Here is a 12,434-nt window from a genome sequence, read left to right as displayed (position 1 = left end):
GTAGCCGATGCGCAACCTAGAACACCCTCACGCCCAGCGGGCGCGGGACCCCTCCGGCGGTTCCAGCAGGAACACCGTCACCCAGTCCGCGTCCGCCGCGTGGTACCCCAGGCCGACCAGCGCATCGGCCGCCGCTCGCATGTGCTCGGCGCCGTAGACGACACCGATGGTGAAGGAGTCCGAGCGGTCGGCGGAGGCGCGGTGGAAGTCCGTCAGCGCGCGGGTCAGCAGCTTGTCCCGGCGCCGCATCACCAGGTCGTCCAGGCCGGGCCAGAAATCCGCCGCCGCCTCCTCGGCCTCGCTGAGCAGGTCCTCGGTCGTCAGGTGCCGGGCGAGGTAGCGGCGGGTGCCGAGCAGCCGCATGCCCGCCGTGACGGCAGGCACGACCGTGGCCAGCACGGCGCGTTCCTTCAACGGCAGCCGCCGGAAGCCCTCTTCGAACTCCCGGCCGCCCATGTCGGGGCAGACCACGGGCACGCCGAGCGTGTCGAAGTCGATGTCCTGCACGACGAGCCCCAGCCGCTCGTGCCGGTCCAGCCGGGCGTACGAGTCCACGAGCGCGTTCGCGCCGGACGAGCCTTCTCCGACCCCCTCCGCGACGACGAGGTCGCAGCGGCGCCGCAGCAGGTCCGCCACCTCCCGGTAGAAGCCGGCCTCGCCCAGGTGGATCATCGGGAAGAGCAGGAATTGGAGCCCCGTTCCCGGCTTGCTGAAGCGTATGACCGCGGAGCGGACCCCCGCCAGCTCGGTCACCTCGATGAATTGCATGCGGCCCCCGTCCCCCCGCGGAGTCGGCACGAGACCTCACGCCGACCGTGCCCGCAGCATTCCCGCAATGGGGCCGCCCGTCACTCCCAGACGACGACGTTCCGCCGCACCGGCACCGTCGAGGCGTCGGTGGCGAAGAGTTCGGGCGAGTGCGCGCGGATGCGTTCGATGTCGCTGAAGACGGCGCGCAGGTGGGTGCGCATGGCGGTGCGGGCCAGCGGGATGTTCCCGCCGACGATGGCGTCGAAGATCTCGTGGTGCTGGTTGGCGAACACGGCCGGGGACACGTTCTCGTGCAGGCCGAGGCGCCGGGCCCGGTCGAGGTGGCCCTTGGCCGCGGCGACCGTGGTCCAGACGTTGCCGTGGCCGCTCAGCCGCATCAGGCCGTGATGGAAGGCCTCGTCCAGCGCGAAGAACTCCTCCAGGTCCAGGTCCGCGCGCCGCTGGCGCTCGAGGTTGTCGCGCAGTTCCCCGACCACCGCCGCATCCAGCTGCTCGGGCAGATCCTCCAGCGAGGCGAGCTCCACGGCCTCCCGCAGGAACTGCGCGTCCGCGACCTGCGCCGGGTCCACCCGCGACACGAACGACCCGATCTTGGGGAAGACCTGCACCAGGCCCTCCTGGGCCAGCATGATCAGGCTCTCCCGCACCGGGGTGCGGCTGACGCCCAGTGACGCGGCGAGTTCGTTCTCCGACAGGGCTGCGCCCGGGGCGAGTTCGAGGGTCAGCACCATCTGACGCAACTTCAGGTAGATGTCGCGCCGACTCGTGCGCCGCCCGTTCGATTGAGCCATGGGCACATCCTACGTAGCCGGGCACCTCCCACGTAGCCGGGCAAAGGTCCTTCGCAGCTGGGCAAAGGTCTTGTCCGGCTGCGCGACAGGTGCTTGTATACAAGTACTGCACGACAGGATGGGAGCCGCCAGTGAGCAAGATCGAAAGGGCCGAGGTGCTCGTCGCCTCCCCGGGGCGCACGTTCGTCACGCTGCGCATCACCACGACCGACGGGGTGACCGGGCTGGGCGACGCGACCCTCAATGGGCGGGAGCTGGCCGTCGCGAGCTATCTGCGCGACCACGTGGTGCCGCTGCTGATCGGCAAGGACCCCGCCCGCATCGAGGACATGTGGCAGTACCTCTACAAGGGCGCCTACTGGCGACGCGGCCCCGTCACCATGACCGCGATCGCCGCCGTCGACACCGCGCTGTGGGACATCAAGGGCAAGACGGCCGGCCTGCCGGTGTACGAGCTCCTCGGCGGCCGCTCCCGCGACGGCGTGCTGGTCTACTCGCACGCCAGCGGCACCGACGTGCCCTCGCTCCTCGACGACGTCGAGCGCTATCTGGAGCTGGGCTACAAGGCCGTACGGGCGCAGGCCGCCGTGCCCGACGTCGGGGGTACGTACGGGGTGCGCAAGGGCAAGGTCTACGAGCCGGCCGCGACCGAACTGCCCGACGAGCAGCCCTGGGACACCGAGGCCTACCTCGGCTTCGCGCCCACCTATCTGGAGGCGGTCCGGGAGCGCTTCGGCTTCGGCTTCCATCTCCTGCACGACATCCACCACCGGCTGACCCCGATCGAGGCGGCCCGCTTCGGCAAGAGCGTCGAGAGCTGCCGGTTGTTCTGGATGGAGGACCCGACGCCGGCCGAGAACCAGGAGTCGTTCCGCCTCATCCGCGAGCACACGACCACGCCGATCGCGGTCGGCGAGGTGATGAACTCGATCTGGGACGTCCAGCACCTCATCACCGGGCAGCTCATCGACTACGTCCGTACGACCGTCGTGCACGCCGGCGGCATCACGCACCTGCGCCGGATCTTCGACCTCGCCGCGCTCTACCAGGTGCGCACGGGCTCGCACGGGGCGACCGACCTCTCCCCCGTCAGCATGGCCGCGGCCGTTCATCTCGACATCGCCGTACCGAACTTCGGCATCCAGGAGTACATGGGCCACCCCGACGAGACCGCCGAGGTGTTCCGTACGGGCGTCACCTTCGCCGACGGCATGCTGTACCCCTCCGACGAGCCGGGCCTGGGCGTCGAGTACGACGACAAGGCGGCCGAGCGGTTCCCGTACCAGCGGCGTTACCTGCCCGTCGCGCGCCGTCTCGACGGTTCGGTGCACGACTGGTGAGCGCGCCGCTGAACCGTACGACGGTCTCCCGACTCCCCGCCGAACTCCGCCCGGCCGTCGATCCGGCCGGGCTGCGCACCCGTGTCGTCCACTTCGGGCTAGGCGCCTTCCATCGGGCACACCAGGCGGTGTACACCGAGCACGCCGCCGCCCTCTCCGGTGAGGACTGGGGCATCACCGCCGTCGCGCCCCGCTCGGCGGAGACCGTGCGGGCCCTGCACGCGCAGGACTTCCTGTACTCGCTGACCGAGCGCCGTCCGGAGGGCAATCGGAGTCGAGTCGTGGGCTCGGTCGTGGACGCGCTGGCCCTGGGGCCCGATGCCAAGGCCGTCGATGCGTTGTTGGTCGATCCCGAGGTGACGGTCGTGACGCTGACCGTGACCGAGAAGGGATATCAACGGTCACCGTCGACGGGCGGGTTGGACACCGCAGCCGTCGCCGCCGACCTCACGGCGGACCCCGCCGGCCCCCTCACCACCGTGATCGGTCGTCTGGCCGCCGGACTGGCTGCTCGGATGCGCGCGGGGGCCCCGCCGATCAGTGTCGTGTCCTGCGACAACATGGCGGACAACGGGGCTGTGCTGGCCAGGGTGGTGCACGACTTCGTGCGCGCCTCCGACTGGCCGGACCGTGACCGGGTCCTGGACCGGATGACACGTGCCGTCTCCTTTCCGGCGACCGTCGTGGACCGGATCGTGCCCGCGACCGGCGAGGAGGACCGGGCCGGGGCGCTGGCGGCGCTCGGGGTGCGTGACGCCCTGCCCGTGACGGCCGAGCCGTACCGGCAGTGGGTGCTGCAGGACTCCTTCGCCGCCGCACGTCCGCCGTGGGAGCGCGACGGTGCCCTGTTCGTCCAGGATGTGACGCCCTATCAACTCACCAAGCTGCGACTGCTGAACGGCTCCCACTCGGCACTGGCCTACCTCGGCATGGCGGCCGGCCTCACCACGATCGCCGAGACGCTGGCAGCCGACTGGGGCGAGCGCCTGGTGCGAGGATGGTGCGCCGAGCTCGCCCCCACCCTCCCCGCGGGCGGCCCCGATCCGCTGTCGTACGCCGACGATCTCGTCGTACGTTTCCGCAACCCCGCCATGCGGCATCTGCTCCGGCAGATCGGCACCGACGGTCCGCTGAAGATCCCCGAGCGCTGGCTGCCCGCTCTGCGCGAACTGCGCACCAGGGGTGCGAACACCCCGTTCCTCGAACTCGCCCTCGCCGCCTGGGTGTTGAGCACCGGGCGAGTCGACGCGGTTCCTGCCCTGCTGCGCGGCCTCGGCGCCGCGGACCTGGCGGGCGACGACTCCCTCACCGCAGCCGTCGCGGACCGGCTGCCCGCCCTGCGCGCCGGCCGCATCGAGATCTGAACCCCCTCCCCGCCCCACGTCAGTCCCCGACGTCCTCGAACAACGGAGTTCACGATGAAGGACAGCGTCATAGCCGCTCAGCAGACGCTCCCAGGCCGGCGAACCACACGCGATCTGGCCCGGGCCGCCGTATCGGGCTGGCTCGGCACGGCGATGGAGTTCATGGACTTCCAGCTGTACTCGCTGGCCGCCGCGATCGTCTTCAACAAGATCTTCTTCCCGGACGTCAGCCCCGCCGTGGGGCTGATCGCCGCGATGGCGACGTACGGCGTCGGATACGTCGCCCGGCTCGCCGGCGCCGTCTACTTCGGGCGGATGGGCGACCGTATCGGCCGCAAGAAGGTGCTGTACCTGACCATCCTCCTGATGGGCGCCTCCACCACCCTGATCGGTGCCCTGCCCACGTACGCCGCCATCGGCATCCTCGCGCCGATCCTGCTGGTCGCGCTGCGGTTGATCCAGGGCTTCGGCGCGGGTGCCGAAATCGCGGGCGCCACTGTGCTGTTGGCCGAGTACGCGCCCGTCAAGCGGCGCGGCCTGGTCGCCTCCCTGGTGTCGCTCGGCACCAACTCCGGGACGCTCGCCGCCTCCGGGCTGTGGGCCGTGCTGCTCTCGGTGCTCAGCGAGGACCAACTGCTGTCCTGGGGCTGGCGGTTGCCGTTCCTGCTGAGCTTCGTGCTGATGCTGTTCGCGTTCTGGCTGCGTCGGGGGCTGAAGGAGAGCCCGGTCTTCGAGGAGCGGCCCGACGTGGTCGACGGTGTGGCGATGGCCAAGGACGAGGTCGAGTCGGCGATCGCCACCGCCGACGCGCACGAGGGCAGCGTGCTGGCGGCCGGCATCCGGCAGCGCAAGGGCAGGGCGTTCTTCCTCGCGCTGGGGCTGCGCTTCGGCCAGGCGGGCAACTCCGGTCTGGTGCAGACGTTCTTGGTCGGCTACATCGCCACCAACCTGGCGGTCGGCCGTTCCGTCCCGACGGACGCCATCGTGTACGGCTCGCTGGCGGGCTTCGCGACGGTGCCCATGGTCGGACTGCTGGGCGACCGCTTCGGACGCCGCCCGCTCTACCTCGCGCTCACGGCGCTGACCGCCGCCATCGCCTTCCCGGTGATGTTCCTGATCACCTCCGGCTCGACCGCGGCCGTGATGCTCGGCATGGTCCTCGGCCTGAACGTCGGCGTCCTCGGCCTGTTCTCCCTGGAGAGCGTCACCATGGCCGAACTCTTCGGCTCCCGCACCCGGTTCACCCAGCTGGCCCTCGCCAAGGAGATCGGCGGCATCCTCGCCACCGCGATCGGCCCGGTCCTCGCGGCCACGCTCACGGCCGTCACCGGCAGCTGGTGGCCCATCGCGGCAATGCTCGTCGTCTACTCGCTCATCACCTTCGTCAGCGCGCTGCTGGCACCCGAGACACGCGGACGCGATCTCGTCCGCTTGGAGGACGCCGTATGAAAGCGGTGGTCGTGCACGGCCCCGGCGACCTGCGCATCGACGAACGCGCGCTGCCGGTGCCCGGCCGGGGCGAGGTGCTGATGGCCATGGAGTGGGGCGGGATCTGCGGATCGGACATCGCGTACTGGAAGAAGGGGGCTTCCGGCACCGCCGCACTCAGGCATCCGCTGGTGCTCGGGCACGAGGTGGCGGGCCGGATCGCCGGGCTGGGTGAGGGGGTCACCGGGCTCGTCGAAGGGCAGGCGGCGACCGTCCATCCGGCCCAACTGGTCGGCGACGGCGTCCTTCCCGACCGCATCGCCGGCCGCACCAACCTCCACTCGCGCGTCCGCTACTTCGGCTCCGCGGCCTTCGACCCGCACACCGACGGCGGGTTCAGCGAGTTCCGTGCGGTGCCCGCGGCCCAGATCCGGCCGCTGCCCGAGGGCGTCGACACCGAACAGGGCGCGCTGGCCGAACCGTTGGCGGTCGCCCTGCACGCCGCCGGCCGGGTCCCCTCGCTGCGTGGCCGCACGGTCCTGGTCAACGGCTGCGGGCCGATCGGCTCGCTGGTCGTGGCGGCCGCGCGGCTCGGCGGCGCGGACACGATCGTCGCGGCCGACCTCGCGTCCTCGTCCCTGTCCGTGGCCAAGGCCATGGGCGCCGACGAGACACGGGACCTGTCGAGCGGTGACGGACTGCCCGAGGACATGGACGTCGTCTTCGAGGCGTCCGGTGCCGCGGCCGCGCTCGGGCCCGTCCTGCGGGCCACGGCCAAGGGCGGCACCGTCGTCCAGGTCGGCAACCTGCCCGGTACGGCCGTGCCCGCCGCCCTGGGTGACCTGGTGACCCGGGAGATCACCTGGATCGGCTCCTATCGGTTCGTCGACGAGATCGACGAGGCGCTGCGCGCCCTCCGGGACGGTCTCGACGTACGTCCGCTGATCACCCACCGCTTCCCGCTGGAGCGTGCCGAGGAGGCCCTTGCGGTCGCCGCCGACCCGGGGAGCGGCAGCAGCAAGGTCATGCTGCGGCTGGCCGCAGAGGCATAGGAGTCCTTGGTGTCCGTTGCTTCCCGTGCCGCCGACGTCGTGTGCGTCGGCGAGACCATGGTCGTCCTCAGCCCGCCGGACGACCGCCCGCTCGCCGAGCAGCCCACACTGAGCCTGGCCGTCGGTGGCGCCGAGTCCAACGTCGCCTGCGGGCTGGCCGGACTCGGGCACCGCGCCGCCTGGCTCAGCCGCCTGGGCGACGACCCGTTCGCCCGCCGCATCCTGGCCGAACTCTCCGCGCACGGCGTGGACGTGAGCGCCGTGGAAACGGATCCGGAGCGTCCGACCGGGGTCTACTTCAAGGACCCGGGCCCGGACCACACCCGTACGCACTACTACCGCGGAGGATCGGCCGCGACCGGGATGGGACCGGAGTCGGCCCGGCATCCCGCGCTCCGCCGGGCCCGAGTCGTGCACGTGTCGGGCATCGCCGCGGCCCTCTCCGACAGCTGCGCCCGGCTGCTGGAGGCGATACTGCGCGACCGCACCGTGCGCGGACCCGTCATCTCCTTCGACGTCAACCACCGCCCCGCGCTGTGGCGGGCGGCCGGCAAGGACGCCGCCCGCGGTCTGCTCTCGCTCGCCCGCGCCGCCGACCTCGTGTTCGTCGGACGCGACGAGGCCGAGGAGCTGTGGGGCACCGTCCGCCCGGACGACATCGCGGGCCTGCTCGGCTCCGTGCCCGTCGTGGTCGTCAAGGACGCCGAGTACGGGGCGACTTCGTACGCCGGCGGGGTGCGTACGTTCGTGCCCTCGCTACCCGTCGAGGTGGTCGAACCGGTCGGTGCGGGCGACGCGTTCGCCGCCGGTTACCTGGCCGGTCTGCTGGAGGACCGCGACGAGCGCGGCCGGCTGCGCCTCGGCCATCTGGCGGCCGCGGCCGCGCTGCGCACCAGGGACGACGTGCCCGTCATGCCGCCGCGAGCGGAGACGGACCGCCTCCTCGACCTGGACGAGGCCGCCTGGGCCGTCAACTCAGCCCGGACGGCGGTCTGTTCGGCGTAGCGGCAGGGCCGTCCCACAGCACGTGCAGGGTGGGTGGTTTGCGGAAGACCAGGCCGTACGGGGCGTCGGGGCGGGCCGGGTCGAGGCGGAGGGCGGGGAGGCGTTCGAGCAGGCGCTGGAGGGCGATGCGGGTCTCCAGGCGGGCGAGGTGCGCGGCGATGCAGTGGTGGGGGCCGTGGGCGAAGGCCAGTTGGAGGCGTGCGTTCGCGCGGCATACGTCGAAGCGGTCGGGGTCGGGGAAGACGTCCGGGTCGCGGTTGGCACCCGCGAGAGAGACGGTGACCAGGTCGCCCTTGCGGATGGTGGCCGGGCCGAGGACGGTGTCCCGGGTGGCGTAGCGGTCGACGACGGCCGCGCCGGGCTCCAGGCGCAGGGACTCCTCGATCGCGCCGTCCAGCAGGTCGAAGTCGGCCCGGACGAGGGCGAGTTGGTCGGGGCGCTGCAGCAGGTGCAGCAGCGCGTTGGTGACCATCGCCTCGACGGTCTCGATGCCTCCGAACATCAGGACCGCGGCGTTCGACGCCACCTCGGGCGCCGCCAGCCGTCCGGCGGCGGACACGAGCAGCGAGGCACCACTCGGGTCGGCGATCGTGGCCTCTACGGCGGCTCGCAGTTGCGCGTAGGCCGCGGCGCCGTCGGGTCCCGTCTCGTGGCCGGCGGTGATGTCCGAGACCGTCCGCACGATGGAGTCGTACCAGGAGAGCACCGTGTCCGCGCTGGTGCCGACCAGTCCGAGGGCCTCGGTCACGACGGCGACCGCGAGGGGGCCGGCGAAGGAGCGTCGCAGTTCTGCGGCGCCCTCCGGCTCCAGTGCGGTGATCAGCCGGTCGGTCTCCTGCTCGATGAACGAGGCGAAGCCCTCGTGCACCTGCCGGGGACGGAAGGGGGCATTGAAGGGCTCGCGGTGGCGGGTGTGCGCCTCACCGTCCAGGGACAGCATGCTCGGTCCGACGACCTGTGCGGTGGAGAATCGGGGGTCGTCGACGGTGAAGGTTGCGGCGTCCCGCATCACGGTCAGCGCGAGATCGCGGCGCGTCACCAGCCAGCCGTCCAGCTCGGGCAGCCAGGACACGGGCTCGTGCGCACGCAGCAGCGCCAGCCGCGGATGCGGATCCCGGGCGAGCTCGGCGAGCGTGGTCGCGGCACCGAGCGGGCAGGACCGAACCGCATCGACCGCACTCATCAGATCCTCCGACCCCTCACTCACCAGATCCACCGGCCCCTCACTCATCGGGACCCCCGGCCCCTCAGCAACCACCGTCTCGCAGGACATTCCACAGCCTCGTACAGCACCCACGCCAGTCCGAGCGACACCGCGAACGCGAGGGCAGTGGCCGCCAGCCCCGCCGGCAGCCCGAAGTGCGGGGAGGTACCGAACAGGTTCGTGGCCGCCCGCACCACCAGCAGGTGGACCATGTAGAACGCGAACGACAGCTCCCCCAGCCGTACCAGCCGCCGGTGCCGCCACAGCGAGGGCAGCCCCTTCAGGTCCGCGACGGCCGCCGCCGGGATGAGCAGCGCGAAACCGACGACGGTGCAGGTGGTGGCCCCGTAGCCGTGGGTGACCTGCGGCACCAGGAAGTAGCCGATGATCGCGAGGGCGAGCGATGCCTCCAGGCCGGGCCCGCGCCAGCGGGCCAGGAGCACCAGCCGGGCGACGGCGACACCGAGGACGAACTCGGGCAGGCGCGCGGCCGGGAAGGAATAGATCGTCTGCTCCGTCCAGTGGTGGGCGTCCGCCCAGCCCAGGACCAGGATCGTCAGCACCGACACCCCGGCCAGCGCCGCCGATCCGCGGGCGCCGAGCCGGCGCAGCAGCAGTGCCAGCAGCGGGAAGAGGGAGTAGAAGAAGGCCTCGCAGGCCAGCGACCAGCTGACCGGGTCGAGCGTCTGCCACCAAGGCCGCCACCAGGAGTGCACCAGCAGGACGTTGGCGACGGCCTGTTCCGGCGTCGGTTTCGCCAGATGGGCCAGTGTGTACGCCATGAGCAGGGCGAGCGCGGCGGTGACCAGGTGCACCGGCAGGATGCGGGCGATGCGCCGTCTCCAGAAGGCGGGCGCGCGGTCGCCGGGCCGCGCGGACCACATCAGTACGAACCCGGACAGCACGAAGAAGAACGACACCCCGGTGGAGCCCGCCCCGAATGCCCAGTTCACTATCCGCCCGGCGGTGCCGCCGAAGTAGCCGAAGTTGTGCACGTGCAGCCCGAAGACCAGCAGCGCGGCCACCCACCGCAGACCGGTGAGGGACGGCAGCGAGGGCAGTGCGGCGGGCGGCGAAGCGGTGCTCGGGGTGGCGATGGCGGGCGGCGTCCCGGTCGCCCGGGTCACCGCCGTCATCGCGCCACCCGGGAGGGGAGGTTCGTACGGGGCATGAGGGGGAACGTTGCCGCTTCCTCACCTTTCATTCGGCCCCGTAGCGCACGTCACACCCGTACGGCGTGTTACCGCTCGGCGCCCCGCCGCTCAGCCGTGTCCGCGCCCCTTGGCCAGGCGGTCAAGCACGGCGCGCGCCATGGCCTCCTCGCCCTTGGCGTTCGGGTGGGCGGGGGCCGCCGGGGAGGCCGGCTGCAGCGGCTCGATCCAGCGGTCCGCGGGCGGCTTGCACATGTCGTGGCCGCGCGTCGGGCCGTAGGTGTCGACGTACTCCGCACGGTTCCACCCGGCCACCAGACGCAGCATCAGGTTCAGCCGCTTGCCGGTGTCCCGCAGATACGGGAAGTCCCCGGAGGCGAACGGCACCGAGGGGTAGCAGCCGCTGCCGTTGTCGGGCAGCAGGTCCGGGTAGCCGACGACGAGGACCCGGGCGTGCGGCGCCTTGGCGTGCACGGCGCGCAGCACACGGTCGATCTTCGGCGCGGTCTGCGCGATGTTCACCGTCAACTGGTCGATCCCGGAGGCGCCGTAGTAGCGCTGGCACGGATTGCCCGTCGGATCCTGGGCGCTGAGGCGGGCGCACGTACTGATGATGGAGCCGAAACCGACGTCGTTGCCGCCGATCTGGACCGTCACCAGGTCGGTGTCCCGCCCCAGGGCGTCAAGTTGGGGGCCGTTGGTGCCCTGCGGTTTCCACATGTTCTCGGTCGTCGCTCCGCTGCAGCTGACGTCCTTGAACGCGGTCACCTCTCGCTCCGCCGCGACGATCGAGGGGTAATTGTGGTCGGAGCGGGCGCAGTTGGCGTCCACCTGCTTCGGGATGAGGGGACCGGCCGTGTACGAGTCCCCGAGTGCCACGTAGTCCGTGTCCCGGCCGTGCCTGCCGTCGTCCGCCGCGGCGGCCGTCGTCGAGGCGGCGAGCAGAGCACAGCTGCCGAGCGCCGCCCCCACCACGGCCGTCCGCCGTCGGCGTCTCGCCGGTCTGTCCGCGTGCGTGTCGTCCGTCATCGCGTTCCTCCCCCTGAGACTCGGACGTCGCGCGGACCCGGCACAAAGGCGCGGGCATGACACGCGACTGGGCCTGTATACCGTTTGGTATGTGTCCGGGGCCATAGTCAGGAAGCGTCTGACACGCCACCGGATGGCCCATCTGGCCGCTAAACGGCACATCGGGTCATAGCGTTCGGAATATGACGAAATACCGCATCGCGTATCTGATGTGCACCGCAACGGTGGCCGCAACGGGGCTTGGCGCCGCCGCTCCACCGGTTGCCCACCGTGGGGTCCATGTGGTGTGGCCGGACGAGTCGATCCAGAAGGCGGTGGACGCCGCCAAACCCGGGGACACCGTTCTCCTGGCCCCCGGCACCTTCCACCAGAGCGTCAAGATCAGCACGCCCGGGCTGACCCTGCGGGGCATGGGGCGCGCCACCGTGATCGAGCCCGGCACGAAGAAGGACGCCAACAAGTGCGCCGAGGGCGGCAACGGCATCTGCGTCGTGGGCACCAAGGACCGCAACGTCGAGGGCGTCACCGTCACCTCCGTGACCGTCACCGGCTTCGCCAGGACCGGCGTGTTCTCCATGGCGACCGACGGGCTGACCGTGCAGAACGTGACCGCGGTGAAGAACGGCGTGTGGGGCATCGCCCAGGAGCGCTCGGTCCGCGGACGGTTCCTGGACAACTTCGCCCGGGACAACGGCGATGCGGGTCTGTTCCTCGCCAACACGATCCAGGAGGAGCAGGGTGCCACGGACACCGAGGGCACGGTGATCGAGCGCAACCGGCTGGAGGGCAACCGGATCGGCGTCACCGTACGGCGGCTGCGGAACCTGGTCGTCGGGCGCAACCACCTCACGGGCAACTGCGCGGCGGTCTTCGTCGTCGGCGACGAGAACAAGCCGAAGGCCGGCGCCGTGACCGTGCGCGACAACTACATCGCGCACAACAACAAGTCGTGTCCGAAGACTCCGCGGCTGGATGCGCTCGAGGGCTCCGGCATCGTCCTGACCGGCGTCGACGACACCCTGGTGACGGGTAACGTGGTCCGGGGCAACGTCGGCAAGTCCCCGCTGTCCGGCGGCATCGTGCTGTTCAAGAGCTTCGTCGGCGTCACCAGCGACCGCAACCGCATCAGCGACAACGTCGTCGAGGGCAACTCCCCCGCGGACCTGGTCAACTCGGACCTCGGCAAGGACAACACCTTCCTGGGCAACACCTGCCGGGCGTCCCAGCCCACGGGACTGTGCTGACCCGTCGGCCACAGCCATCTGACGACCGTCGGCCGTTGCCGACTGAGGAAACAAG

General features: G+C 71.3%; 11 protein-coding genes. 6 read left to right on the top strand and 5 right to left on the bottom strand.

Annotation, left to right across the window (positions count from 1 at the left end; all coding sequences use genetic code 11):
- Positions 1–27 precede the first annotated feature (27 nt).
- Both ACFY1L_RS36955 and ACFY1L_RS36950 read right to left on the bottom strand, forming a co-directional pair.
- Positions 28–768 carry a hypothetical protein gene (locus ACFY1L_RS36955; RefSeq protein ID WP_388834355.1) on the bottom strand — a complete coding sequence of 247 codons (741 nt, stop codon included), beginning with the start codon at positions 766–768 and terminating at the stop codon, positions 28–30.
- An 80-nt stretch (positions 769–848) separates the two neighbouring features.
- Entirely contained in the window at positions 849–1,562 is a 714-nt protein-coding gene (locus tag ACFY1L_RS36950) for a GntR family transcriptional regulator (protein WP_388834352.1), read from the bottom strand.
- Positions 1,563–1,693: 131 nt separating this feature from the next.
- Between ACFY1L_RS36950 and manD the strand changes: the two genes are divergently transcribed.
- The 5 genes from manD to ACFY1L_RS36925 are packed head-to-tail and all read left to right on the top strand — an operon-like array spanning position 1,694 to position 7,751.
- Positions 1,694–2,902 carry a D-mannonate dehydratase ManD gene (gene manD / locus ACFY1L_RS36945; protein ID WP_388834349.1) on the top strand — a complete coding sequence of 403 codons (1,209 nt, stop codon included), beginning with the start codon at positions 1,694–1,696 and terminating at the stop codon, positions 2,900–2,902.
- Positions 2,899–4,266 carry a mannitol dehydrogenase family protein gene (locus ACFY1L_RS36940; protein ID WP_388834346.1) on the top strand — a complete coding sequence of 456 codons (1,368 nt, stop codon included), beginning with the start codon at positions 2,899–2,901 and terminating at the stop codon, positions 4,264–4,266. The genes manD and ACFY1L_RS36940 overlap by 4 nt, the downstream gene beginning before the upstream one ends.
- Positions 4,267–4,320: 54 nt before the next feature.
- Positions 4,321–5,715: an MFS transporter gene (locus tag ACFY1L_RS36935; protein WP_388834338.1), complete on the top strand. Its 1,395-nt coding sequence runs from the start codon at positions 4,321–4,323 to the stop codon at positions 5,713–5,715.
- Entirely contained in the window at positions 5,712–6,746 is a 1,035-nt protein-coding gene (locus ACFY1L_RS36930; protein WP_388834335.1) for an L-idonate 5-dehydrogenase, read from the top strand. The genes ACFY1L_RS36935 and ACFY1L_RS36930 overlap by 4 nt, the downstream gene beginning before the upstream one ends.
- A gap of 9 nt (positions 6,747–6,755) precedes the next feature.
- Entirely contained in the window at positions 6,756–7,751 is a 996-nt protein-coding gene (locus ACFY1L_RS36925) for a sugar kinase (protein ID WP_388834332.1), read from the top strand.
- Here the strand turns inward: ACFY1L_RS36925 and ACFY1L_RS36920 are convergent.
- From ACFY1L_RS36920 to ACFY1L_RS36910, 3 genes are all read right to left on the bottom strand, one after another.
- A complete protein-coding gene (locus tag ACFY1L_RS36920; protein ID WP_388834329.1) occupies positions 7,717–8,934 on the bottom strand; it encodes a cytochrome P450 in 1,218 nt (405 codons plus the stop codon). The two genes, ACFY1L_RS36925 and ACFY1L_RS36920, sit on opposite strands and share 35 nt — an antisense overlap.
- Before the next feature lie 44 nt (positions 8,935–8,978).
- A complete protein-coding gene (locus ACFY1L_RS36915) occupies positions 8,979–10,091 on the bottom strand; it encodes an acyltransferase family protein (protein ID WP_388834326.1) in 1,113 nt (370 codons plus the stop codon).
- A gap of 126 nt (positions 10,092–10,217) precedes the next feature.
- Positions 10,218–11,135 (bottom strand): SGNH/GDSL hydrolase family protein, encoded by a 918-nt coding sequence (locus ACFY1L_RS36910; RefSeq protein WP_388834323.1) that lies wholly within the window; start codon positions 11,133–11,135, stop codon positions 10,218–10,220.
- A gap of 182 nt (positions 11,136–11,317) precedes the next feature.
- On the opposite strand from ACFY1L_RS36910, the gene ACFY1L_RS36905 reads away from it, so the two are divergent.
- Positions 11,318–12,379 carry a nitrous oxide reductase family maturation protein NosD gene (locus ACFY1L_RS36905; protein ID WP_388834320.1) on the top strand — a complete coding sequence of 354 codons (1,062 nt, stop codon included), beginning with the start codon at positions 11,318–11,320 and terminating at the stop codon, positions 12,377–12,379.
- Positions 12,380–12,434 lie beyond the last annotated feature (55 nt).

The organism is Streptomyces sp. NPDC001663 (genome assembly GCF_042893105.1).
Classification (GTDB): domain Bacteria; phylum Actinomycetota; class Actinomycetes; order Streptomycetales; family Streptomycetaceae; genus Streptomyces.
The sequence above is the reverse complement of the archived record's forward strand: the minus strand, read 5'-3'. Positions and strand labels throughout refer to the sequence as shown.